General features: G+C 39.1%; 24 protein-coding genes. 15 read left to right on the top strand and 9 right to left on the bottom strand.

All coding sequences use genetic code 11. The features are described 5' to 3' along the window. Window positions 1-71 precede the first annotated feature (71 nt). Window positions 72-2,333 carry an aconitate hydratase gene (locus CH362_RS12400; protein ID WP_100710666.1) on the top strand — a complete coding sequence of 754 codons (2,262 nt, stop codon included), beginning with the start codon at window positions 72-74 and terminating at the stop codon, window positions 2,331-2,333. A gap of 46 nt (window positions 2,334-2,379) precedes the next feature. Here the strand turns inward: CH362_RS12400 and CH362_RS12395 are convergent, their stop codons facing one another. Next, window positions 2,380-3,063: a TetR/AcrR family transcriptional regulator gene (locus tag CH362_RS12395; protein ID WP_100710665.1), complete on the bottom strand. Its 684-nt coding sequence runs from the start codon at window positions 3,061-3,063 to the stop codon at window positions 2,380-2,382. 192 nt (window positions 3,064-3,255) lie between these two features. Here CH362_RS12395 and CH362_RS12390 point away from each other — a divergent pair, with 192 nt between their 5' ends. Together CH362_RS12390 and CH362_RS12385 are read left to right on the top strand one after the other, a co-directional pair. Further along, window positions 3,256-4,953, top strand: coding sequence for an ArnT family glycosyltransferase (locus CH362_RS12390; RefSeq protein ID WP_100710664.1), 1,698 nt, complete (start codon window positions 3,256-3,258; stop codon window positions 4,951-4,953). After that, window positions 4,950-5,300, top strand: a complete 351-nt coding sequence (locus CH362_RS12385; RefSeq protein ID WP_100710663.1) for a Cys-rich protein — start codon at window positions 4,950-4,952, stop codon at window positions 5,298-5,300. Before CH362_RS12390 ends, CH362_RS12385 begins: the two co-directional genes overlap by 4 nt. A gap of 7 nt (window positions 5,301-5,307) precedes the next feature. Here CH362_RS12385 and CH362_RS12380 read toward each other — a convergent pair whose 3' ends face one another. Beyond that, on the bottom strand, window positions 5,308-5,883 hold the full coding sequence (locus CH362_RS12380) for a lytic transglycosylase domain-containing protein (protein ID WP_100710662.1): 576 nt from the start codon (window positions 5,881-5,883) through the stop codon (window positions 5,308-5,310). Window positions 5,884-6,045: 162 nt separating this feature from the next. Between CH362_RS12380 and CH362_RS12375 the strand changes: the two genes are divergently transcribed. After that, window positions 6,046-8,346, top strand: a complete 2,301-nt coding sequence (locus CH362_RS12375) for a sensor histidine kinase (RefSeq protein ID WP_100710661.1) — start codon at window positions 6,046-6,048, stop codon at window positions 8,344-8,346. Further along, window positions 8,343-9,017 carry an LIC_20245 family lipoprotein gene (locus CH362_RS12370; protein WP_100710660.1) on the top strand — a complete coding sequence of 225 codons (675 nt, stop codon included), beginning with the start codon at window positions 8,343-8,345 and terminating at the stop codon, window positions 9,015-9,017. The genes CH362_RS12375 and CH362_RS12370 overlap by 4 nt, the downstream gene beginning before the upstream one ends. A gap of 2 nt (window positions 9,018-9,019) precedes the next feature. On the opposite strand, the gene CH362_RS12365 is transcribed toward CH362_RS12370, so the two are convergent. The 4 genes from CH362_RS12365 to alr are packed head-to-tail and all read right to left on the bottom strand — an operon-like array spanning window position 9,020 to window position 12,982. After that, entirely contained in the window at window positions 9,020-9,784 is a 765-nt protein-coding gene (locus tag CH362_RS12365; protein ID WP_100710659.1) for a hypothetical protein, read from the bottom strand. Beyond that, window positions 9,781-10,680, bottom strand: coding sequence for a hypothetical protein (locus CH362_RS12360; RefSeq protein WP_100710658.1), 900 nt, complete (start codon window positions 10,678-10,680; stop codon window positions 9,781-9,783). Before CH362_RS12360 ends, CH362_RS12365 begins: the two co-directional genes overlap by 4 nt. A 10-nt stretch (window positions 10,681-10,690) precedes the next feature. Beyond that, window positions 10,691-11,830 carry a 1-acyl-sn-glycerol-3-phosphate acyltransferase gene (locus CH362_RS12355; protein WP_100710657.1) on the bottom strand — a complete coding sequence of 380 codons (1,140 nt, stop codon included), beginning with the start codon at window positions 11,828-11,830 and terminating at the stop codon, window positions 10,691-10,693. 18 nt (window positions 11,831-11,848) lie between these two features. Continuing rightward, window positions 11,849-12,982 (bottom strand): alanine racemase, encoded by a 1,134-nt coding sequence (alr, locus tag CH362_RS12350; protein WP_100710656.1) that lies wholly within the window; start codon window positions 12,980-12,982, stop codon window positions 11,849-11,851. Between the two features lie 160 nt (window positions 12,983-13,142). Here alr and CH362_RS12345 point away from each other — a divergent pair, with 160 nt between their 5' ends. Continuing rightward, window positions 13,143-13,631 (top strand): DUF2505 family protein, encoded by a 489-nt coding sequence (locus CH362_RS12345; RefSeq protein WP_100710655.1) that lies wholly within the window; start codon window positions 13,143-13,145, stop codon window positions 13,629-13,631. 34 nt (window positions 13,632-13,665) lie between these two features. On the opposite strand, the gene CH362_RS12340 is transcribed toward CH362_RS12345, so the two are convergent. Further along, window positions 13,666-14,010, bottom strand: coding sequence for a hypothetical protein (locus tag CH362_RS12340; RefSeq protein WP_244280574.1), 345 nt, complete (start codon window positions 14,008-14,010; stop codon window positions 13,666-13,668). 302 nt (window positions 14,011-14,312) lie between these two features. Here CH362_RS12340 and speD point away from each other — a divergent pair, with 302 nt between their 5' ends. The 4 genes from speD (at window position 14,313) to pyrF (ending at window position 17,344) form a co-directional block, all read left to right on the top strand. Beyond that, window positions 14,313-14,699 carry an adenosylmethionine decarboxylase gene (speD, locus tag CH362_RS12335; protein ID WP_008596834.1) on the top strand — a complete coding sequence of 129 codons (387 nt, stop codon included), beginning with the start codon at window positions 14,313-14,315 and terminating at the stop codon, window positions 14,697-14,699. A 117-nt stretch (window positions 14,700-14,816) separates the two neighbouring features. Then, window positions 14,817-15,683 (top strand): S-adenosylmethionine decarboxylase, encoded by an 867-nt coding sequence (locus CH362_RS12330; RefSeq protein ID WP_100710653.1) that lies wholly within the window; start codon window positions 14,817-14,819, stop codon window positions 15,681-15,683. Window positions 15,684-15,692: 9 nt separating this feature from the next. Continuing rightward, complete coding sequence (gene speE, locus CH362_RS12325) at window positions 15,693-16,535, top strand: polyamine aminopropyltransferase (RefSeq protein ID WP_100710652.1); 843 nt, start codon at window positions 15,693-15,695, stop codon at window positions 16,533-16,535. Further along, window positions 16,535-17,344: an orotidine-5'-phosphate decarboxylase gene (gene pyrF / locus CH362_RS12320; protein ID WP_100710651.1), complete on the top strand. Its 810-nt coding sequence runs from the start codon at window positions 16,535-16,537 to the stop codon at window positions 17,342-17,344. Before speE ends, pyrF begins: the two co-directional genes overlap by 1 nt. 14 nt (window positions 17,345-17,358) lie before the next feature. Here pyrF and CH362_RS12315 read toward each other — a convergent pair whose 3' ends face one another. Beyond that, complete coding sequence (locus CH362_RS12315; protein ID WP_100710650.1) at window positions 17,359-18,615, bottom strand: HAMP domain-containing protein; 1,257 nt, start codon at window positions 18,613-18,615, stop codon at window positions 17,359-17,361. A 110-nt stretch (window positions 18,616-18,725) separates the two neighbouring features. Next, window positions 18,726-19,499: a hypothetical protein gene (locus CH362_RS12310; protein WP_100710649.1), complete on the bottom strand. Its 774-nt coding sequence runs from the start codon at window positions 19,497-19,499 to the stop codon at window positions 18,726-18,728. A gap of 115 nt (window positions 19,500-19,614) precedes the next feature. Between CH362_RS12310 and CH362_RS12305 the strand changes: the two genes are divergently transcribed. From CH362_RS12305 to CH362_RS12285, 5 genes are all read left to right on the top strand, one after another. Next, complete coding sequence (locus tag CH362_RS12305; RefSeq protein ID WP_100710648.1) at window positions 19,615-20,064, top strand: YqaA family protein; 450 nt, start codon at window positions 19,615-19,617, stop codon at window positions 20,062-20,064. Between the two features lie 104 nt (window positions 20,065-20,168). Beyond that, a complete protein-coding gene (locus tag CH362_RS12300) occupies window positions 20,169-21,464 on the top strand; it encodes an NAD(P)/FAD-dependent oxidoreductase (protein ID WP_100710647.1) in 1,296 nt (431 codons plus the stop codon). Further along, the gene (locus CH362_RS12295) at window positions 21,455-22,237 is read left to right on the top strand and encodes a DUF1365 domain-containing protein (RefSeq protein ID WP_100710646.1); all 783 of its coding nucleotides are present in this window, start codon (window positions 21,455-21,457) and stop codon (window positions 22,235-22,237) included. Before CH362_RS12300 ends, CH362_RS12295 begins: the two co-directional genes overlap by 10 nt. Next, entirely contained in the window at window positions 22,224-23,519 is a 1,296-nt protein-coding gene (locus CH362_RS12290; RefSeq protein WP_100710645.1) for an SAM-dependent methyltransferase, read from the top strand. The genes CH362_RS12295 and CH362_RS12290 overlap by 14 nt, the downstream gene beginning before the upstream one ends. Next, the gene (locus CH362_RS12285; protein ID WP_100710644.1) at window positions 23,516-23,998 is read left to right on the top strand and encodes a DUF2062 domain-containing protein; all 483 of its coding nucleotides are present in this window, start codon (window positions 23,516-23,518) and stop codon (window positions 23,996-23,998) included. Before CH362_RS12290 ends, CH362_RS12285 begins: the two co-directional genes overlap by 4 nt. The last annotated feature ends 7 nt before the right edge of the window (window positions 23,999-24,005 follow it).

Here is a 24,005-nt window from a genome sequence, read left to right as displayed (position 1 = left end):
CCTTTTGGCGGAAAAATCCTATACAAGCACCCCGACCTTAAGAGACGATGAAACCATCATCGGAGATGACAATGGCATTTGATATAGATATGATTCGTGCCCGGTATGAAAAACTCGGGAACCTGGTTAAAAAAGCCAGAGAAGTGGTCGGTAGACCTCTCACTCTGACCGAAAAAATTCTTTATTCTCACCTTTGGGAAGGAACACCTTCCTCCAATTTCGAAAGAGGAAAATCTTACGTTGATTTTGCCCCGGACCGCGTTGCAATGCAGGACGCAACAGCGCAAATGGCCTTATTACAATTCATGTCCGCAGGTAGAAGTAAGGTAGCAGTTCCTTCCACAGTACACTGTGACCACTTGATCACTGCAAAAACTGGTTCCTCTACAGACTTAGCAACTGCCTCTACTGAAAACAAAGAAGTATACGACTTTCTTTCTTCTGTTTCCAACAAATACGGGATCGGGTTCTGGAAACCCGGAGCTGGAATTATCCACCAAGTAGTATTAGAAAATTATGCATTCCCTGGAGGAATGATGATCGGAACCGACTCTCACACTGTAAATGCAGGTGGTTTGGGAATGGTTGCGATCGGAGTTGGTGGAGCAGACGCTTGCGATGTTATGGCTGGTCTTCCTTGGGAGCTTAAATGGCCTAAGCTGATTGGAGTGAAGTTAACTGGAAAACTAAACGGTTGGACTTCTGCAAAAGACGTTATCTTAAAAGTAGCCGGAATTCTTACCGTAAAAGGCGGAACAGGTGCAATCGTAGAATACTTCGGTGAAGGATCTACTTCCCTTTCCTGTACTGGAAAAGGAACTATCGCCAATATGGGAGCTGAAATCGGAGCAACTACTTCTACGTTCTCCTATGATGAGTCTATGGAAAGGTATCTTCGTTCTACTAATAGAGCGGATATCGCTGATTTAGCGAATGGGGTGAAGGAACACCTCACCGCTGACCCAGAAGTCTATGCAAATCCTGATAAATTTTTCGACCAAGTGATTGAGATCAACCTTTCCGAGTTGGAACCTCACTTGAACGGACCTTTTACTCCTGACTTAGCTACTCCAATTTCTAAAATGAAAGAAGAGGCTAAGAAGAATGGATGGCCTACAAAAGTAGAAGTGGGTTTGATCGGTTCTTGCACAAACTCTTCTTACGAAGATATTGCTCGTGCGGCTTCTCTTGCTAATCAAGCAGCAGAAAAATCTTTAAAACCTAAGGCTGAGTTCACAATCACTCCAGGTTCTGAACTAGTTCGTTTCACGATAGAGAGAGACGGGTTTATTAAAGTTTTCGAAAAGATTGGAGCAAAAGTTTTTGCGAACGCATGCGGCCCTTGTATCGGAATGTGGTCCAGGGTAGGCGCGGATAAGAAGGAGAAGAACACTATCGTTCACTCTTTCAATCGTAACTTCCAATCTAGGAACGACGGTAACCCGAACACTTTCGCATTTGTGGGCTCTCCAGAGCTTGTAACTGCATTAGCAATTGCGGGAGATCTTACTTTTGATCCGAATAACGATACTCTTACCAATGAAAAAGGGGAGAAGGTAAAATTAGATCCTCCAAATGGAGACGAACTTCCTAAAAAAGGGTTCGATGTAGAAGATGCTGGCTACCAAGCTCCAGCAGCCGACGGTTCTGGCGTGCAAGTGGTTGTGGATCCTAAATCCAATCGTTTACAGTTGCTCGCTCCTTTCATTAAATGGGAAGGCACTGATCTAAAAGGACTGAACCTTCTTATCAAAGTAAAAGGAAAGTGTACAACTGACCATATCTCTATGGCAGGTCCTTGGTTGAAATTCAGAGGACATTTGGATAATATTTCCAATAACCTTTTGATTGGAGCTACGAACATCTTTAACGAAAAGATTAATAGTGTGAAAAACCAACTAAATGGATCTTACGACGAAGTTCCTAAAGTCCAACGCCAGTACAAAGCGCAAGGGATTGGTTCCATAGTAATCGGAGACGAAAACTATGGAGAAGGTTCTTCCAGAGAACATGCTGCTATGGAGCCTAGATTCTTAGGAGTAAGAGCAGTTCTTGTAAAATCATTTGCTCGTATCCATGAAACAAACCTGAAAAAGCAAGGTATGCTTGCTTTGACATTTGCGGATAAGGCGGATTATGACAAGATCAAAGAAGACGATAAGATTGATATTATCGGACTTACTGGTTTTAAAGAAGGAACTCCTCTTACATTAGTTTTACATCATAAAGATGGAAGTAAGGATGAATTCCAAGTAAACCACACTTACAACGCTCAGCAGATTGAATGGTTTAAGGCGGGAAGCGCTTTGAATTTGATCGGCGCCAAAAAGTAAAAGTTTTCTGAAAAAAGCCGGGGCCTTAATAATGGTCTCGGCTTTTTTATTTAGAGTCTGGCTTTAAGCCCTTCTGCAAGATCCTCACCATTTCTTTTATAGTAGCTTTGATTTCCGATTCCGGAATTTTATAAACCACTTGAGCCATAAATCCGAGCGCAAAGGTCAAAGAAGAAATACCAAACGCAACTGATTTCAGATCTGCTTTAGGATCGATCTCTCCTCCCTTTTTAAATTTTTCCAACTCATGGATCATTTCAGGAAGAGCTTTGGTATAAATTTTGGTCTGGATAATTCTACTAACGTCTGGATCTAAGATGATCCTACTGACTGCAACTTTCATGAAGTCTGAATAATGTTTGAAATCGGAACATCTTTCCGTAATGGACTCGACCAAAGCCTCATCCAAATGAAGTTGTTTGGTCTCTTCTTCTTTTTTTCCTGCAGCTGAATCGCCTAGGTCGTCTGTTCTAGTTAGGATTGCTTCTAAGAGTCCCTTCTTCCCACCGAAATAACGCATAATAAGAGCCTCGTTGGCTCCCGCAGACTTGGCGATATCCTTAGTGGTCGCTGCGTCATATCCTTTTTTGGCAAAAACTTGTATCCCCGCCTTCATCAAAGCGGTCTCGGTTGCCTTTCGGTCTCTTTTTTTAGGGCCTTTACTAGAACTATGAGCACCCGCTCTGGATACCTTAGTTTTTTTGACCTTTTTCTTAGGGGTTCGAACCATCTAACTGCCTATATGGGATGTATCCCGACCTTCGACTAATCAGCCAAGCGCATTTTTGTTTTTTAGATCACTTTACTCTTGCCTACTCCGTTTATTTTTACAATATGGTGATAAGTAAGTGAATGATTACATGCGGAATTTTTGATCCTTTCTGATCGAGACTCCGTTTAAAAGGGAACTTTCCTCAAATTTATGGTTTGGAATTCGTTTTATAAAAAAAGCCTAAATGAAGATAGAATATTCGTTTCTCTGCTCATTTTGTTAAACGTATTCCTCCTTCTTCCTGGATCTGGAGGGAATGCTATCTTAACCCAAGGGGATGAAGCGATGCATATCGCTACGATCCGAGAAAGTTTAGCCTCTTCTTCCTATCTTTTCCCTAAATTTGAAGGCGTTTTAAATCTCTACAAGCCACCCGCTCTGTTTTGGCTCGGAATTTTTTCGGACAGTCTTTTTGGTGTCAGCTTTTTTGCAGAAAGGTTTCCTTCCTTTTTACTCTTTTTCGGATCTTCTGTTCTAATTTACCTAGGAATTAGAAGGGCAGGTGGAAGTCCTAAGTTTGCGTTCACAATTTCTGCCGCTTACACTCTTACTCTAGGCGTATTCAAATTTTCCCGTTTGGTGATGATGGAGTCTTTATTGGCCTTCTTCATCATTTTAGTCTCCGTTACAATTTTAGAATTCAGGCTTTCTAAAAATAAGATCTGGTTATTTGTCGGAGGTTTCTTTTCTGGGATCGCAATTCTAATCAAAGGTCCTGTATTCCAAGTATATAGTGGGATCATCTTAGGGTCTTATTCTATTATTGGAATTTTTCTTCTTCACTTGAACGGGGGATGGGCAGGCAAAAAAAGAATTGGGAAGGAACTCCTTACCCATATCATATTCCATTCTTCTTCATTGATCGTTCCGGTAATTTGGATTCTGGTCCTTCTTTCCTATTCAGAATTAGGAAAAGAATTTCTAACGATCTTCTTATTCACAGAAAACCTAGGAAAATTTTCCGCAGCCACTGCAAATCAATCTGAATTGATTATCCCTCTTGGATTCTTTCTCTATAGTTTTCCATTCAGCCTCGCGGTCTTTTCGGGATTTTATTCTAAATTATTCCAAAAGCCAAAGTCAGTAAGAGAAGTAGTCGGGAGTTCCTACCTTTGGGCAATCCTTGCAATTTGTTTGGTCCACCTGGCGCCAAACCGTAAGGATTTTTACTACCTTCTCCCATTGATCCCTTTGGCTTTCTTGGGAATCGGATTATTCTTCATTCGAAAAAAGGAATATCAATTCTCTAAGCTTCTATCCTTGAACTATCTATTCTGCTTCGGGATTAGTGTCTTGGTTTTGGCTGCAATGTGGGGATTCGGAATTCTTCTTGGCCAAAATATATGGGCGGAATTGCTATTCACAGCATTCTTACTTTTGATTTTCTTATGGGGAAGAAGGATCCGAGTGCAAAAATCAGGAGTTCCTTCCACCATTGCATTAAATCTACTGCTCGCTGCAGGCTTACTTTCTTATATTCAATTTTCCATTCTTCCTAGAGTAAACCTAAGCGAGGTTCCGGAGAAAGGACCATTCACTAGTGCAAAACAGATCTGTATAGTTTCAGAAAATCCTTGGACTGCACTTACTTTTAGAAATGCGCTTCCAGGTGCGGAGATCATTCATTCTGTTCCAGGTGCGGATCGAAATTGTGTGGATGGAATTAGATATTTGGTCTTCTTCCAGGAGCAGGTCCCTATTCCGTCGGGATATCAACTTCTCCAGACACAAACTGTTTGGAAAAGAGATGTTACCCTGAAGGAACTCCTGAGCCCAACTAAAGGAAAAGAATACGTATATTTTTATGAGCCTTCTCGGAATAAGAATTCCGAATTGGAGAGTCGATGAGCCAATTCCCTTTTAGAAAAATTTTCCCTTATCTTCCCATTTTCGTTTTGGGTCTGGCCGTGGGCACATTTATCGCCTTCAAATATTCCAGAGGCCCTGTGGTTCAATCAGGAATGGAATGGGAAGGAAAAGAGATTTGCTTGGATTATTGCGATAACCTTGCGAAATGTACTAAGAACGAATATCCCCAAACTTCTGAAGACCAATTATATAAGGTGGAAAATTCCTGCTTAAGAGGTTGTAGGAAACATTTTGATAAGATGCAGGTATGCCTTCAACCTGAGAAGATGGCGAGTTGTTCTGAATTAACTTCTTGTTTGTTCGGAGAATTAAAGAAGTATTATTAATACCTTCTTAATATTCTCCTTTCCAGAAACGATTTACCTTCTTTACATAATCTTTCGTTTCTTTGTAAGGAGGAATTCCGTCGTATTTTTGAACAGCGCCTGGTCCGGCATTATAAGCTGCGATCGCCATATCAGAATTTCCGAACTTTTTCATCATATCCGCTAGGAACTTAGTCCCGCCTGCGATATTTTCTTCTGGATCAAAAGGATTCTCTACGCCTAAAATATCCGCGGTTCCAGGCATTAGTTGCATCAAGCCGATCGCACCTTTAGAAGAAACCGCATTTGGTTTAAAATTGGACTCCGCCTTGATCACTGATTTTACCAGATTTGGATCCAGATGGTTTTTATTAGATTCTCTTTCTATAATACTGCTTAGATCTTTTGGAGTCGGATCATTCTCCTGGGAGAAAATCCCCTTCATTTTAGAGTCCAACTCTTGAGAAAATTCAGATTCTATCTTTTTAGGTGTAGGATCTCCGTCCTGAGCTGGAGGTTTCGGCTGAAATCTCTCAGTAATTCCTTGGATTTCTTCCATTCTGGAGACAATTCTGCGATAAGATTCTAGATCATCTAACTTCATACAAGCCTCAGGAGTTCCTACCTAAGCCAAAATGGCTAATCTTCACATCCTTATTATGTCTCTCGGAAGAAAATCCAGATCCCGTGAGTCTTTTTTACAGGTTTTAGAAAGGAAATCCAAGGGTTTCTTGAAAAAACCCGGTGCCTAAGAACGATAGACCGCGTGATAGAAATAGAGATAGTCACAACCCCAAGGCTCACAGCATTCCCGGTCTTCCTGGCTTTCAGTAGAGGATACTTTGAAGAAGAAGATGTACTCGTCAGAGTTCGAGCACTCAAAAGTTACGAGGCAGTTCTTGCTCACTTGAGAGAAGGTAGGGCAGAAGCAGGAGAAATTCCCTTCACCGCATGGGCACATCAACAACTCAAAAAAACTTCTCCGCATTGGACCTTTTATAGAGGGATCATTTTATCTTGTTTGGTGCATGGATTTTATTCTGCATCCTATATGGAAGCTGAGTCCATCCGAGATTCATATCATAGTTTTTTACCCATTTTACATCCTTATTCCTTAGATAGATTTGTAGCTGAGGAATTTTTTCGCTCCGAAAATTACCATCGAAGAAAACCAGTACCTTATCTTACCACAAGACCTACGTTACTCGCTCATGAGTTTATTCGTGCAGAGTGTTTGGGTGCGGCCGCATCTTTACAAGAGTATCCATTTTTTGGGGAGAAGGGTTACTGCCTCACAGTAGAAAACGAGATCCCTCCTTATTATTTACCTACGAATATGATCGCATTCACAGGAAGATTCGCTTCTAAGTTTCCGGAAGAAGCAAATAGAGTTTCCAGAGCAATCAAAAAGGCAATGGAAGATCTGGCAAATAATGTGGCTTACGAAGGAGATTCTTTCGTAGCGGATTGGGTAGGCCCTTGTCCTTGGAAGCCAGGCGAACTAGACGGATTTTATAGAAGGCCAGTTCCTGAACTTGGAAAAATTTTATCAGGAATGCCTTCGTTGGAAGATGTACGTTTCGTGATGGAAATGTATGGAAAAACTTTCCCAGGTTTAGAAGGAGGAAAGAAAATTTTAGAAAATCTGGCTCACTCAGTAGCAGACAATCCTTTCCCTAAATTTCCTTCTTCCATCACTCAGACAAATTCCAAACTTTATAATGGGTACTATTCAAACGGAAAAGCAAAGTTTGGCAATATTGTAAAAGATATCTCTCCTCTCAGAAGTTTGGTTTCTGAAATGAAAGAATTGGCACTTTCTCTCTTTTTAGGAAGAAGAGAAGTTTCTTTAGATACACAACTTCCTAAAAGCCCGTACCTTTTTATACGTTCCACTGTGAATGCAATATTAGATTATTTGAATCAAGAGATCCGAGACATAGAGGAAAAGAACAAAAGACTTTCCGAGGACAATTATCTCTTAGAAACCAGATTAGATATAAGTGATCTAAAACGCCAAACTACGGAAGAAAGATACCGTTATATGTTCGAATTTGCAACTGATGCAATGATCATAGTGAACGCTGACACAAGAATGATCGTGGATGCAAACAGAAGGTTCAGAGAAGTATCCGGATACCAAACTTCAGAGATCAAAAATATTCGACTTGCGAGAGTTCTTCCTGATATTTTAGAACAAACGGAACTGAAATCTCCTGGAGGAAAGGACCAAAACATGACTTTCATTCCAGAGGCAGGTTTGATCTTAAAAGATGGTACTAAATTTTCAGTTGGTTTGAGTGTGACCGGCTTCAGTGCCGAGACAAAAAGATTCTATCAAATCCAAGTAAATGATAATGCATTAATTCTAGAATCCGAAAAGATCAAACATGAGTTTATATCAAATATATCTCATGAACTTAGATCTCCTATGACGAATATCCAAGGATATTTTGATCTTCTATTTGCAGATGAACAACTTCCTTTGAACGAAGATCAGAAGGGAATGACTGACGTGATCCGCAAGAATGTGAGAAGGTTAAATTTCCTAATAGATAACCTTCTACAATTGGAGAAAAAGGACTCACAAACGTCTGAAGAAATGTATGAAATTTTTGATCCGTTAACTGTGATCGAAGAAGTTCTTTATATTAATTCTCCTTCTGCATCTGAAAGCGGACTTACAGTTACTACTGATCTCTCTGAAAATCTAAAACTAAAAGGAGTGAGATTTGAGTTCTCTCAGATCATCACGAATTTTTTTGTGAACGCGATAAAATACACGGAAAAAGGCGGAATCGATGTCTCTCTTAAAAAAATCGCGGATAAAAAAGTAGAGGTTCGATTTACGGACACCGGGATTGGTATAGATCCTAAGTATAAAGAATTGATCTTCGAAAGATTTTTTAGAATACCAGACCAAAGGAACAGAACTGTGGGTGGTACTGGACTCGGACTTTCTATCAGCCGAACTTTAACTAATAAAATGGGAGGAGAAGTCATCGTAGAGCCAAACCAAAAAGGTGGCAGCATTTTTAAGGTGATTTTACCTTTGTATTCTGAATGAATCAAAAAAGAACGTATTTAATCTTATCCATAATTATCGTTTCCTTGATCGGAATTTTTTATCTTCTATTTCCGGGAACTTCTACAAATGAAAACACAAGCTACCAAGGCGGACTATCAGAAGAGACTCTGACTCGAAAAGAAAATTCTTTATTCGAGGGCGGATCCTTTTTAGATTTTTCTGGACATGTAGAAGAAACAGTCTCCGCGCCTGTTGCGATTACAGAAGAACCTGTTTCCAAACCTAGCAAAACAAAGTCTTATCTGGAAAGTTTAAGCCCAGAAGAAAAAGCCAAACTATACGAGCAACTCTATGAGAAGTTCAAACCTCTCACTGAAAAATTCCCTAATAATTCCCTTATCCCTAAAAAACTTTCTGAAGAAGAAATAGCTAAGAAAAAAGAAAACGAAGATCGTTATTATAGGATCCAAAGAGAAATTTTAGAAAGAAAAGATGTTCCTAAAGAAGAAATGTCCTTCTATCTAAATGCAAAACTAAAACGATCCGACGATATGTTAGAGATCCTGAAATACGGAATGGAGAATTACCAAAAATTAGTGAACGAAAATCCAAAGAACTCCAATCCGGAATACGAGAAACTGGTAAAAGAAAGATTGGATGGAATTTCTAAGAGTAGGGAAGAAGTGATCTCTGCTCAAAAAGGAAACTAAACTTAAGGACTTTTACGTTTTCTTTTAGAAGCTCTTTTGTTTTGAATGGCTTTTGTCTTCTTAGCAGCAGGTTTTTGGGCAGAAGGTAATTTCATTTTGTTTAAAGTGTGAATTAAATTCACAAGTTCTTCCGGATTCAAAACGGATAAAATAGAAATTACCTTTTGAAAACCTACCTGCTGTAAAAGATTTACAGCGTTTTTTGTTCCTAAACCTTTTAATAAAGCAGGGATCTCTGAGATGGATCTTTTACGGATCCATTCAGCACATTGTTCTGGAGTTAAAGCCTTAGTTAAAGGAACAAAATCCTTAACTGGTAATGCCTTAGTTAATTCCAGAAAGGAATCTATACCAATTGCATTCAAATATGCGATCGAAGAATCAGGCCCGATATTTGTTAAGATCTCTACGATAGTTTTAGAACCTATAGTATGATTGATCTTAGAAACATCTAAAGGAGAAATAGACTCCGCTAAAAATTTAAGATCTTTTAGACCTAGATGTTTTACATAATATACCAGATCGGAAGGAACAGTATTCTGGATCAGATCCACAAGGGTTGTTTCTTGGATGGATTGTAGAAGTGTTACAATTTCCTGTTCGCTCAGATTTTGACTTAAGAATAAAAGTTTTTTATGATCCACCTTTTCCGAAATGGAAAACAACGCTTCATAACCTAGGTTACGGAATAACTGGAAGGATTTTTGAGGTCCTAGTTTATCCAGGTATTCTAATGCGTTTTGGATGGTGGAGATAACCTTCTTCATCCCAAAATATCCGAGAGCAGATCCAGAACCAAAGGAGAAAGAGATCTTTTAGCGTGGACCTTTCTGATATTAGACGCTGCATCTTCCGAAATTTTACCGATCCAAAGATCCAATTCGGGTTCCGAAAGGCCGACAAACTCTTTCAAGGTTTCTTTTCTATAATGATTCAGTAATGTATCTCTGCTCACGGAGTATAAATTTTCCATGGCTCCACGGACTTTTTCATCACTTGCAATCGCTCTTCTGATTCTATCGGTTCCGGCGCCGAATCTAGAAGTTTCCAATCTTCCCAGGTCACTAAAACCTGTTTGGAAAAGAATTTTCAAAGTGTTTCGGATCACTGTTTGGATCTCTTGAGTTCCGGAACCTATAGAAACAAACTCGGCAATCCTTTCTGTAAATGTAGGTAATAGAGAAGATAAAAATTGAGAGATTTGTTTTTCTAAACCCGCCGCTTGGAAAACTCCATGCAAAGGATTTATCTTTTTATGGAATTCATTTAGCACCTTCTCCAATCCTTGGGAGAAGATCGCCTGGACTTCCGGCTGATTTAAAATTCCTAGGATCAGATTTTTTGAAGGCGCGGCTTGTGTTCCTGCAATAAATTCTACGATAGAATTCATAGATTCTTCAGAAAGAAATTCATCTGCAGAAGTGTAGGGGAACGCTTTCTCTATTGGAAATTCTTCCGATAAAACTTTTAGTTTTTCTTCTGGAAGACGAACTAGTCCTAAAGCAGAAGGAGAGATGGAAAGGTCCTCGGGAAAAATTTCCTCTAAGCTTGATCTAAAAAGAAAATGTAAACTTTTACGTACGCTGTTTTCCAGAACTCCGGGTTTTGTGATCCAGTTCTCTACCCTAGTTTTACGGGAAACAAATCTTTTCCAAAATGCCAAAAGTTACTCCTCAGGCTTTGATTGTGGACCAAAGCGTATCCAGTTTAGGAAGATGGTACGTGAGTTGGTTTCTATGATATAAGACCAAATTTTTCTTCTTTAAATTATGAAGATCTTTTGGGATCTGAAACAATTTTTCCAAGAAAACTATATCGTTTCCTTCTAATTTTAGGAACCCACCTTTTTTGGCTTTCTCTAAAAAAGAATCGAATGCATGTTTTAGCGCATCCGTTTTGAATTTTTCAGAAATATAAATTTCAGGATGAGAACTTTTGATCTTTTCGGCTAAGGATAAAAGAAGTGAAAATAATTTTTCCTTACTTTCTTTAGCCTTTCCTTCAAATTTTAAGACCATATAGGAAGCTAAATTTCCTGCGGTGATAGTATATCCGCTTCCTAATTTTTCTTTTACAATTCCGGTAACTTGATCTGCATCCGCATTTTCAGGAATAGGGAATTGTTCTCCATAGCCTATATGGAGCTCAGATTTTTTAGAAGAGAAATAATCATAAGTCAAAGTGAAGGAAGTAAAATTCAAATTTTTGAATTTAGTTCTGAGGAAATAGACCCCTTTCTTAACTTGAGCCATATAACCGTCTTGGTTAAAAACTCCTTCCGGAAATAGGAAAAGATTTCTTCCCTCAGAGATCCTGTCAGAAAGATAACCCCATTCTTGGTCGACCATATCTCTTAAGAGTCCTTTTTTCAAAAGTTCTCTCGCATTATCTCTGAATGGTCTTTTGATCGGAACACAACCTATATAATCTAAATATTTAGGAATCATTCCTGATTTATCGATAAGTAAAAAGAATAGTTTCAGAAGTCCTTTCGGTTTGAATTCCTTCACTAAAAAATCTTTTCCTAAAATATCTTCTCTAGCTGGGATTGCAAATTTAATAGATGGATGAATATGAGGATAAACTGCCGCGAGAGCAGGAACATCACCTTCCCAAACATGGTTTGCCATTAGGATGGAAGGATAGGGAGCTTCTAAAATTTTTTTAGGATTATTCGCTGGGAAATGTTCTTCAAAACCATCAAATAGTATTCCTCTCGCTTTGAATACGATCCTGATCATAAAACTATAGGTCTTAGTAGTGTATACAGGCTGAACTTGTTTTGGAGTTTCTTTTTCTGTATTAGGGTCCATCCAGTTCCTCTTCTCTTTTTATTCTGCTATTTTTTTAGGGACCGACTCACTGATCCGAGTGGTAACTTCATAATTAATTGTATAAGTCCAGTTTGCGTGATCATCTGCTGAGATTTCTTCTTCTTTATCTTTGCCTAAGATCGTAACTACGTCTCCGATCTCTGCATCATGAATATGTGTGATATCCAACATCGTCATATTCATACAAATTCTTCCCAGGATCTTTGCTCTTTTTCCTTTTACGAGCATGACTCCATTATTGGAAAGTTTACGGTCCAATCCTTCGTAATAACCAACAGGTACAACCGCAATCCTTGTAGCTGCGCTTGTTTGGTAGGTAGAACCATAACCTACAAAACTATCTTCCGGAACGGTTTTGATATGAACAATTCTAGTTTTCCAAGAAAGGACAGGCGAAAGATTAAAATCTTTTTTGCCACTTAGATGCAAAGAAAGTCTAGTCTGCAAACTCGGCCATAAACCGTAGAGAGAAATTCCTACTCGAACTAGATCATAATGAGCTTCCGGAAACAACATGGTAGAAGCAGAAGCACATGCATGTTTCACTAAATTTTTGAATCCGTATTTTTCTGCGAGAAGGACCGCTTCCGAAAAAGACTTCATCTGTTCTTTGGAATATTTTTGCTCTAATACATCTTCTGTACTTGCAAAATGAGTAGCGATCCCATCTAGTCTTAGTCCTTCCGATTTGATCTCAGAAAGTGTTCTTTCCAAATCGACTCCGAAAAATCCAAGACGAGCCATTCCAGTATCCACTTTCAAATGGATCTGGGGAGAAGGTTTACAATTTGTTAAAATTCTTACTTCTTCCGTGCGGGATACAATGATCCAAAAATTCGGATCCGAAACTTCAGCTGTCCTTTCTGCGAGTCCTGGAACTTCTCCCATGATCAAGATCTTAAACTCAGGGTACTTCCCACGCAGAAGTTTTGCTTCTTCTAATGAATTGACCCCGAAAAGATCTGCTCCTGCTTTGTGAGCGAGCTCGGCAGTTTCTAAAAGCCCATGACCATATGCGTTTGATTTAATGACTGCAGTGAGTAAGGTCTTAGGGGAGAGAAGAGCGCGAAAATTTTTCAGGTTTGCTGAGATCGCTGTTCTGGAAAGTTCTATCCAAGTTCTGTCTTTCATTCTTTGAAATTAGCGTAGGAACTCTAGTCATGAGCCCCTTTTACGGCTAGCCTGTCATTCGGATTTTTCCTTTCGACCGGAAGGAAAAAAGGGTTTCCCGAGCAAGGAAATGCGAACAGACTGCCCGGGAAACGGCTAAACAAATCCTCAGGATCCCCGGATGAAACAATATAAAGTAGTACAAACTTTCCCAGTTCCCCTCCAAGATTTACTCAGAGCTAGAGAAGATAGATACAAATATTTAGATAGATTCCCCGAATTGAAAAACGTGGAATTATTGGAGGAAAGAAAAGAGGGAAACAAAGTTTACCAAAAAAGAAAGGTAAAGTTAGCCGAATCCCTGCCAAAGGTGCTTGCTACACTTCTTTCGGATCCTTCTCTTTTAGAAGATTCCGTTTTCGATATCTCTACAAACACCCATGAGTTTACGATTGCACCTCCAGGAAATGATTCAATCGTCACCATCAAAGGATTCTCCGTTTACAAAGAGATCAGCCCTCTCGAATCAGAGAGAAGTTACGAAGTAAAAGTAAGCTCTGGAGTATTTTTAATGGGCTCTGTGATCGAAACAGTTATCGAAGAGATCCATAGACATTCATTGGAGAAGGACAAGAACTCCATCTCCGAATTCCTAAAAAAGGGAGATTGAACGTTTAGAAGAAGCTTCACAACTTCTTCTAACATTACAAAATCGTTTCTAGATCCAATTTGCTGGGTAATCCAGGCTTCGCTAGTAAAAGTTCTTCTCCCAAATTGAAGACTCCCCATGCTGGCTTGGATTCTTGGATTGCTGGCAGTATTTCTGAGAATCTATCATCAGAGAGTACTGTTTCGTAGTCTGGATCTTCTTCTTCCAATCTTACAATACTCCAACCTAATGAATCTAATTCCTCTAGTAGTGTGGCGCTTACGCCACACTCTCCGCAAGACCTAGGAGTTAAGATAAGTATGATTCCTTTTTTTTCATTTTTTTCTGCGTTAGAGATCGCTTCCTGTTTGGAATGAAAAACAAAAGAAGAAGTTTTCAAGAAGTCGAACTTCTCTCTGTTGATGTAAATAAGCGTACCTAAAATAACCCAAAAAACCCCGAAAAAGCTCAAAAGGACCCATTTTTGAATTCGTATATTTTTGATGATGATTCTCCTTGTTTGATTCTCAGACTAAACTCGCCGGAGAAATCTAATGTAATATCTTTATAGGATCTTCCGATCTTAGAAAAAGCTGCACAGAAAAAATAAATATAAATTTACGTAGAGAGTTGACAAAAAAACATAGTCATACGCATGCTCGGTTACTAAACCAAAACCGGTTAGGAGGTGTCAGGCAGTAGATGAACGCATTGGGAAAGCACGTAATTGCAGAATTTTATGAGTGTGATTACGAGACCATCAACAATCACGAATTGGTAGAAGATATCATGTTGAAGGCAGTCGACCTCTCCGGCGCCACCACAGTTAAATCTGTTTTTCATAGATTTAGTCCGTTTGGTGTGAGCGGTGTGGTTGTCGTGAGCGAATCCCATTTCGCCATACATACCTGGCCCGAATACGGTTATTGCGCTATCGACGTCTTCACTTGCGGAGACTTAATCGATAATCAGGCAGCTCTGGAATATCTCAAGGAACGCTTCGGCTCAAAGAGCATCTCCGTAGTGGAAATGAAGCGCGGTTTGTTGAAACTTGGCGTAGACCTACCTCACAAACCAGTTGGGAAATAAGTATCTTCTCTCCGGCAGAGCCGGAAACACCCTAATTGATAAAGACGAGTTCCCCTCTCCGGGAGGAAGGGTCGACTTCACTTATTTTCAGACTTTAATGAGGAGAGGTATCAGAGAATGAGCCTAAAGATCCAAGACCAACTTAAAATTGTTAATCGTTTTTCTTATCTAAGAAACAGTATCGAAATCGCTACTACCGACAAAGGCGAAGCTTTCCTTTTTACTAAGGAAACTATCTCTGCAGGAGAAGTTGTAGCAGTTTGGGGAGGAAAAGCAGTTCATAAGAATGAACTCGCAGGACTTTCCGGACTTTCTTCCCCACATAGAGTCCATAAGGATTTCTATTTGGTTTCTCCTTTGCATGATGACGGAATTGATTCTGTTCATTATATCCGCCAATCTGCGGATGCAAACTGCGGTTTTCAGGGAGATATCACTCTGGTTGCACTTCGTGACATCGAAGCTGGCCAAGAGATCACTTATCATCCTGCGATGAAAAATCCTGAACTCGCATGGGCTCGTAATGAAGAGGCAGAAATTGTCCGTAAACGTTTTAACGGAAATTTCCCTACTTATATCCAGTCCAAGATCGAATCTGACCCTGAATTGAAAGTGTATGAACCTTTCAAAGACGGAGCTTGGGGACTTCTAACCTCTATCGATCTAGAAAATTGTGATGCAGCTCTTATCCGTGACGCAGATGCAATTAAACAATACGTTGTGGAACTATGTGATTTGATCGAGATGAAACGTTTCGGTGAGACCCAAGTAGTTTACTTCGGCGAAGATGATCGTGTAGCTGGATACTCCATGGTGCAGTTGATCGAGACTTCTTGTATTTCTGCTCACTTCGCAAACGATACCAATACTTCTTATATCGATATCTTCTCTTGTAAAGGGTACGATCCTAAAGTTGCGGCTGAGTTTACTCGCAAATTTTTCAAAGGCGCTGCAATGCGTCTTACAGTAACAAACCGCTTCTAAGAGGTCATATTGGAACTTTGGCTGGACGAGACCCTCGAGTTACCTAACGGAAGGGCTCTCAAGATTAGAGTGAAGGAGTTCTTACATTCTCGTAAGACTCCTTTCCAAAAAATAGACGTATTCGAATCTCAAAGTTTCGGCAGAATGTTCACTCTTGACGGAGTGGTCATGATGACCGAGGCGGACGAGTTCGCGTATCATGAAATGATCGCTCACGTTCCTATGATGAGCCATCCGAATCCAGAAAAAGTTCTAGTGATCGGTGGTGGGGACGGAGGAACCGTTCGTGAGATCCTAAAACACCCTTCCGTAAAAGAAGTACATCTTTGCGAGATAGACAAGGGAGTTGTAGACGTTTGTTACGAATATTTTCCTGAGATCGCAAATGCGATGAAAGACCCTAGAGTCAAACACGCATACGAAGACGGAGCAAAATACGTTCAGGATTATAAAGAATATTTCGATGTGATCTGCGTTGACTCTTCCGATCCTGTTGGCCCTGCAGAAGTTTTATTCAAAAGACCTTTCTATGAGACAATGGCTGCTTCCTTAAAACAAGGAGGGATCTGTACCAGTCAGGCGGAAAGTTTTTACTATCACGGAAAAATAATTAGGGAATTATTCCAATTCATTCCGGAAGTTTTCAATCACTGCGGATATTATTTCACAGTGGTTCCTACTTATCCTTCTGGAATCATAGGATTCACTTACTGCTCTAAAGGACCAGACCCGTATAAGGTTCAACCTGATCCGAATAGAGTTCCAAAAGGTTTAAAATATTACTCTACCGAGATCCATAAGGCTGCATTTACTCTTCCTCCTTTTGCGCAAGAGTACATCGTAAGAAAATAATGGATTTCTATTCCAAATTCGTAAAAAGAAGGGAGATATTAAACTCCCTTCTTTGCGTTGGAATCGATCCTGATATCACCAAACTTCCTCCTTCCTTAGCAAATACTCCAGACAAACTATACGTATTCTCCAAAGAGATTGTAGATGCTACCGCAGAATATGCAGTCGCTTATAAGCCTAATATTGCATTTTTCGAAGCGTTCGGTTCCAAAGGAATTGAGCAGTTTGAAAAACTGATCTCTCATATTAAAACAAATCATCCTGAGATCCCAATTGTTGCAGATGCAAAACGTGGAGACTTAGATAATACTGCAAGACAGTATGCTAAATTCTTTTTTAAAGAATTGGGAGTGGATTCTCTTACTCTTTCTCCTTATATGGGGTCTGATACGATCAAACCGTTTATAGAAGACGATTCCAAAATGGTTTTCCTACTTTGTCTGACTTCTAATCCAGATTCTTCCGAATTGCAGAAAAAAACATTCTCTGAAACGGGCAGGACCTTATACAGAGAAGTTGCGGCTTTGAGCGAAAAATTTCCGGCTAAAAATGTTGGTCTTGTTGTGGGAGCAACTCATCCAAAGGAGTTATTAGAAATTCGTAAAGCTCATCCAGATCGAATCTTTCTAATCCCAGGTTATGGAGCTCAAGGCGCTTCTTTAGAAGAAGTGATCTCAGTTTGTGGAAAAAATTCCTTAATCAATTCTTCCAGAAGTATTATATTTTCTTCGTCTGGCCCTGATTTTGCAGAAGCGGCAGGAAAAGCGGCAGCTTCCGTCTCTGAGCAGATGAGAAAGCTGCTAGTCTAGTACTATCTAAAGCCCTAAACCTTTTTCTGATCTATCTGTAAGTCTCTTAGTCCTTTGCGGATTAAATAGGGAAGCAGAAGGATCAAAAAGATAGAAGAAAAAATTAAGATTAAAGCAATCACTGAAACGATAGAATGGATCATCTTACTATAAGATTCATAAGGATAACCTATTTCGTAGATCCTTCCTTCTGAATAAAATGTGTACCAAATAATATATACAGGCTTATTTTCCGGAAGAGAAAGTACTCTATACATTCTTTTAGAAATAGGCGATGGATCGTTTCTATCTGAAGAATCAGAACGAGAAGTATTATTCTGATCTAAACTGGAAATTAGATATAACACATCCTTGGGGAGAATATGATCTTTCCCTAATTTTAGATTTTCTCTCAGGTTTTCTATTTCTGTTTTTCTTGTTTCATCATAATGACTTTCAATCAATACAAAACTGATCCGAGCTACCACACAAAGTAGGATTAGCACTGTTGCCAATGAAACTCCTAGTATTTTGATCATAAAAGAAGAAGGTTCTGGAAAATAATTCAAATACAGAACTGTATAAAAGAAAAGTTGCAAGCTTGTGACAGAAGTGAGTATGAGCTGAAAATTAGAAAAGGAAAGATAACCCCATCCATAAAAAGTATAAGTAAGAGAGAATAATGCATGAAGTAAGATTGCCAGTCCGAAGTTGCGGGACATTCGGACGGCTCTTTTTTTCTCTACGATCGAATCTGTATCTGTCTCAATAGTAAGTTCTCTTCTTAAATGTATATTGTGTCTTACTAGAACGATTAATATCCAAATAAATGTCAAAAAATGAATGGAGCCCATGGGAGCCGTAGATTCAGGCTCTTGAAATTCGAACATTTGGATGCTGAAATTATAGGAAACTTCAGAGTTGATATTCTTCAATACATAGAACAAAAACCCGAACATCCCCGCAGAAAATATTGCCAATAATGCAATTCTGGATTCTCTTTTGCGATCTATTCCAAAAAAAGAATATATAAAATATAAAAGCCCTAAGTTGGAGAAGGAAGTATATAGTGCTATCAGGAAACAAGCAGGTTTAGATAGGGACGGCAGGAATAAAGAAGTTCGGATCAGAAATCCAAAATTCAAAAATAGTACGAACAGCAGATAACCGATTAGTATCCATGCATGTCTAGTTTTGCTTTTTAATTTTAGCAAAGAGACTATCAGGAAAATAGTAAAAATTGTACCTGAAATATATCCGATAGAATGGTAGGAAAACTGGAAGATGTCCATACGAAGCAGGCTAATACCGCTTGCTTCGTATTGTTTTTAGGTCTTTACTCAGGTAAAACGAAAAATTAAGTCATTCCTCTATAAAATATAAGAAGAATTTTAAACCTAACTCAAGGCTTCTCTTCTGTAGGCTGATCCTCTTCCGTTTTAGTAGGAGTTATTTCTTCTTTTTTACTTTCTTCCGGCTTAGGCTCTTCTTCTTTCTGTTTTGCGGGAGCTATTTCCTTGTTCTCAGAAGAGGATGCTGATCCGAAATAATAACCGAATCCGAAAATCCCAGAACCTTCTCCGTAGATATACTTTTCTCCTTGGAAATGGCGATTGATAGAAGCTCCTTCCAACTCTAAGAATAAAAAGCTACGTTCGAAATTCATCCGGACACCAAGTTTGCCATACGCTCTTAATGTAGATTGTTTTGCGCCTATATCCGCGATTCCAAATCCTGCTCCGATATATGGATCAAATTTAGATCCTGGACGGAAATGAAATGTGGGTCCTAAATCTAAGAAAGTTTTGGAGAATGTGACCTTATCGATCATTGCCGCTGCTGCAAAATAATATCCAAAGTTGTCGAAAGTTGGGGCAGAAAGTATCATCGCAGAAGCCATTTCTGTGGAGCGATCCTGAGGAATGAAATAACCACTACGATTGACTCCAAGCTCGAAGCCAAAGTTTTTAGGATTATATTCGAATCCCGCTCTATAAGTTTCGGATCTGCCTGCAAGGCCATACTGGTATTCTGCCTGTCCAGCTCCGACTCCTATTTTTGCTGTGAAAGGAGAAGTTTGGGTACCTCCTCCAATTAGGGTAAAAGGTTCTGCAAATAGAGTAGAAGGCAGAAGGGAAAAAATGCAAACTACAAATAGGGATATTAATTTTTTCAAGGTTAGGCGCTCTTTATCAAATCGTCTTACTTTACATATCCGATCCACAGCCCAAAGGGGTCATTTGAAATTGGATTTATACTGAAAAAAATCTAGGACTTAAGTGAAGTTAATATTGGAATATTCAAAATTTTTATCGGAACTCCTACAAGATTATGCAGGACCAGGATTGAGTTTGGTTTCTTTCGGGGCCGCTACATTACTTCCTTTCAGTTCTGAGGCAGCACTTATGGGAGCAATCTGGTCTGGACTTTCTCCAGTAGAAGCAGTGTTCTGGGCCTCGATAGGGAACTGTGCCGCTTGCGCATTCAATTATTCATTGGGATATTGGTTCGGAAAAAAAATAGAAACTAGGATCTCCGAATCCAAAACATATGCGGGCTGGGCAGAAAGAATGTCCAGATGGGGATATTGGGCATTAGGATTTTCTTTTTTGCCATTTGTAGGAGATCCAATCACGGTGCTTTCCGGATTTTTCCGCCAAAAATTTTGGATCTTTGCCTTAATAGTTTTTTCACTTCGTATCTTAAGATACATTGTATTGGCTTACGGGTTCGGCCCGTAATTTTTGTTTTTACTAAATCTACGAATTACCTTTTAATGGCCGAGCTTTGGAAAAATTTTTCCAAACCGTATTTACATAAATTGAGTCTATAGAGAAACCTTCTCATGAAATCTAAACGGAAATCTAACTCCAAAAAAGAAAAACTTGCCATCGTAGGTTCTGGCATTGCTGGAATGGGTTGTTCTTATTTTTTACGGGACCATTACGATATCACTGTTTTCGAAAAAGAAAACTATATTGGAGGTCATACAAACACTGTATTCATACCGGAAGAAGATAAAAAGATCCCGATAGATACTGGATTTATAGTATTCAATCATGTTACTTACCCAAACTTAAAACGTTTTTTTGAAGAATTAAATGTGCCTACAAAGAAGACGAGTATGTCTTTTAGCGTGCAGCATGTTCCGGACAATCTGGAATTTTGTGGTTCAGGGCTGAGCGGTCTATTTGCTCAAAGAAAAAATATATTCAATTTTCGTTTTTTACGACTGCTCTTGAATATCAATCGTTTCAACGATGAGTCTCCTAAGATATTACAAGATCCAAAATACAAAGAATATTCTCTAGATAGATATATAAAAGAAGAAGGGTATCATCCTGATCTTTTGACATACTATCTTGTGCCGATGAGTTCCGCAGTTTGGTCTACCCCGGAAGATCTGATGTTAGAGTTTCCTGCACACTCCTTGGTTCGATTCTTCTTGAATCATGGATTCTTGGGGCTGAATACTCAACACCAATGGTATACAGTGGATGGCGGCTCTATTGAATATGTAAAAAGATTACTCTCGTCCAATAAAGATCGATTTCATACGAACTCACCAGTATTAGGTGTTGAATCTACTCCAACAGGAAAGGCAAAACTTATATTCAAAGGTAAGAAGTCTGAAATATTCGATAAGGTTATACTTGCCTGCCATGCGGACAGTTCTTTATCTATTTTAAAAAAACCTAGTTCTTTACAGAAAGAATTATTATCTCAGTTCGCGTATCAGGAGAATATTGCGACTTTACATACGGATGATTCAGTAATGCCGAATACAAAGTCCACTTGGTCTTCTTGGAATTATAGAATGGACCAGATCCATGGTCAGATCCGACCTCATACGATTTATTGGATGAATTGTTTGCAGGGAGTGTCAAAGAAAAAGGATTATTTTCTATCTATAGGAGATCCAGGACTTGTGGATCCTAAAAAGATCCTGAAAAGGATCAAATACGAACATCCTCTTTTTCATGTCGGTTCTTTAAAGGCCCAAGGCAGATTATCCGAACTGAATCGAAAGGGACCTATCTATTTCTGCGGCAGTTATTTTAGATATGGATTCCATGAGGACGCATTTTGGTCCGCTAGAGAATTATCGGAAACCTTATTGGGAAGGAAGGTATGGGACTAAATTCCAAGATAGTCGAAGCCAGAGTCATGCATGACCGTAAGATCCCTAAACCGAATCGGTTTAATTATGGGATTTTTACATTCCAATTGGACCTGGACGAACTTGATATAGTAAACGATCGTTTATGGATGCTTGGAAATAATAAGTTTCGAGTATTTTCTTTTAAAGATACTGATCATTTAAACTTCGGAAAAGAAGGGTTAAAAGAAAATTTTTTAGAGTACTTAAGACAGGAAGGAGTCAAAGAGAAGGTAGAAAAGGTAACGCTAATCACCAACCTAAGAGTATTCGGCTACGTCTTTAATCCGGTATCATTTTATTTTGCCGAGGATAAGGATGGAAATCCAATATGCGCCGTTGTAGAGGTTGGAAATACATTCGGAGAAATGAAGTTATACTTCCTTGGAAAAAGATCCTTTGATCAGAAAGGATTTAAAAAGAAAGAAGGGAAGTTCTTCTATGTGTCTCCGTTTGTCGGTTTGGACTCCGAGTTCGAATTTCATTTAAATCCTCCACAAGGAGGAAGAGTAAACTTAAGGATAGACGCTTTCGAAAATGGAGAAAGGGTCATGGTGACAACTTATACCGGAAAGGTTTCGGATCTGACGGATCTAAATCTAATCTGGATGTTCATAAAATATCCTTTTGTGACTTTGAAAGTGATCGGGCTCATCCATTGGCAGGCCTTACTTCTTTACCTAAAAAAAATCCCTTTCATTCGAAAGAATGAAGGGTTAGATAAACAAAGAGGATTGCATCTTGGAAGGCGATAATATTGTAAAAGTAGAACCGTTGGAAAGTGCAGGTTCCGATCTCGGAACTTTAGGTTTTTATGAAAGGATTTTTTTCTCCGCATTAGCAGGGATGCAAAGAGGATCTTTGCGTATTCTTTTTCCGGATGGCGGACAAAGATATTTAGGAAATCCTAATTCTTCGGATCCTCCGGAGTTTCATCATGCGATCCTACAAGTGAAAGACAGAAAGTTTTTCAAAAAATTGGTATTATACGGAGATATAGGGCTCGCAGAATCTTATATGGACGGCGACTGGGACACGGATGATATTCGTGCGATCATCTGTTGGTTCTTATTAAATATTGAAAGTACACCTTCTGTTAGTGGCTCTAATAAAAATTTTATTCATCTTACATTGATGAATATAGGGAATCGACTTCTACATTTGTTTCGAAATAATTCCGTTCGAGGCAGTAAAAGGAATATTTCTGAACATTATGATCTAGGAAATGATTTTTATAAGAAGTTCTTAGATCCAACAATGACTTATTCTTGTGCCTACTTTGCTGAACAGGCAAAATCTTTGGAAGAAGCGCAAATCGCTAAGATAGAAAATTTATGTAAGAAATTGAAACTCAAGGCTTCCGATCATCTTTTGGAGATTGGAACAGGTTGGGGTGCATTCTCTACATATGCAGCTAAAAATTACGGTTGCAAAGTAACTTCTTATACGATCTCAGAAGAGCAATACAAGTTTGCAAAAGATAAAATTTCTGCGATGGGCTTAGAAGATAAGATAGAAGTCCGGCTAGAAGATTATCGAAAAGTGCAGGGCTCTTACGATAAGATCGTGACTGTAGAAATGTTAGAAGCTGTCGGTCACGAATATTTCGAAGACTTCTTTGCAATGTGTCATAGGGTTTTGAAAAAAGACGGACTCATGGCTCACCAGATCATCACTTGTCCAGATTCTAGATATGAATCTTTTAGAAAGGGCGTGGATTTTATCCAAAAACATATTTTTCCTGGATCACTTTTACCTTCTATAGCTCGGATCAACGAGGCGATCAATAAGACAGGTGATATGTTCCTTCATGAATTGGAAGATATAGGTAAATATTACGATCGAACATTAATGTCATGGCAGAAAGGATTCGAAGAAAATCTTTCCTCAATCGCAGGTATGGGTTATGACGAATCCTTTTTACGCAAATGGAGATATTATTTTTCGTATTGCGCTGCAGCCTTTCATATGAGAAATATCAGCGTAGTGCAGGTTGTGTATACCAGACCGAATAATCTCGGACTAAATTCTCAGTGACAAAATTAGAAAACCAAGAATCGAAACCTTCCTTTTTAGCTAAGACTAAAGCAAGGATCCTAGAAGAATTAAAAACCGGAACCAGTCCGGAAAAGATCGCATTATCTTTGGCAATCGGTGGAGCGATAGGTATTTTCCCTTTGATCGGGACCACTATGGCATTATGTGCCTTTTTGGGTTTTGTTTTAAGGTTAAATCCTGTCTCGATCCAGATTGCAAATTATGCGATGTATCCATTTCAAGTTTTTCTAATTATCCCTTTTTTAAAATTGGGAGCATATTTATCAGGCAAAGAGCTGGATCTGACTTGGGCATATAAGTTAGTAGAAGGGGACAGTTCTGGGGTATGGGAAGGGCTTTCTCATTCAGCAGGATATGCTGTTCTTGGTTGGACATGTATGGTTCCAATTCCAGCAGGGATCTCTTATTTTTTATTATTAATACTGGTCAAAAAAGCAAACCAGATAGTTCGCAAATAAAATCCAT

Source organism: Leptospira saintgironsiae (genome assembly GCF_002811765.1).
GTDB lineage: Bacteria > Spirochaetota > Leptospiria > Leptospirales > Leptospiraceae > Leptospira_B > Leptospira_B saintgironsiae.
Note: the sequence above shows the minus strand (reverse complement) of the source record. Positions and strands in the feature narration are given on the sequence as shown.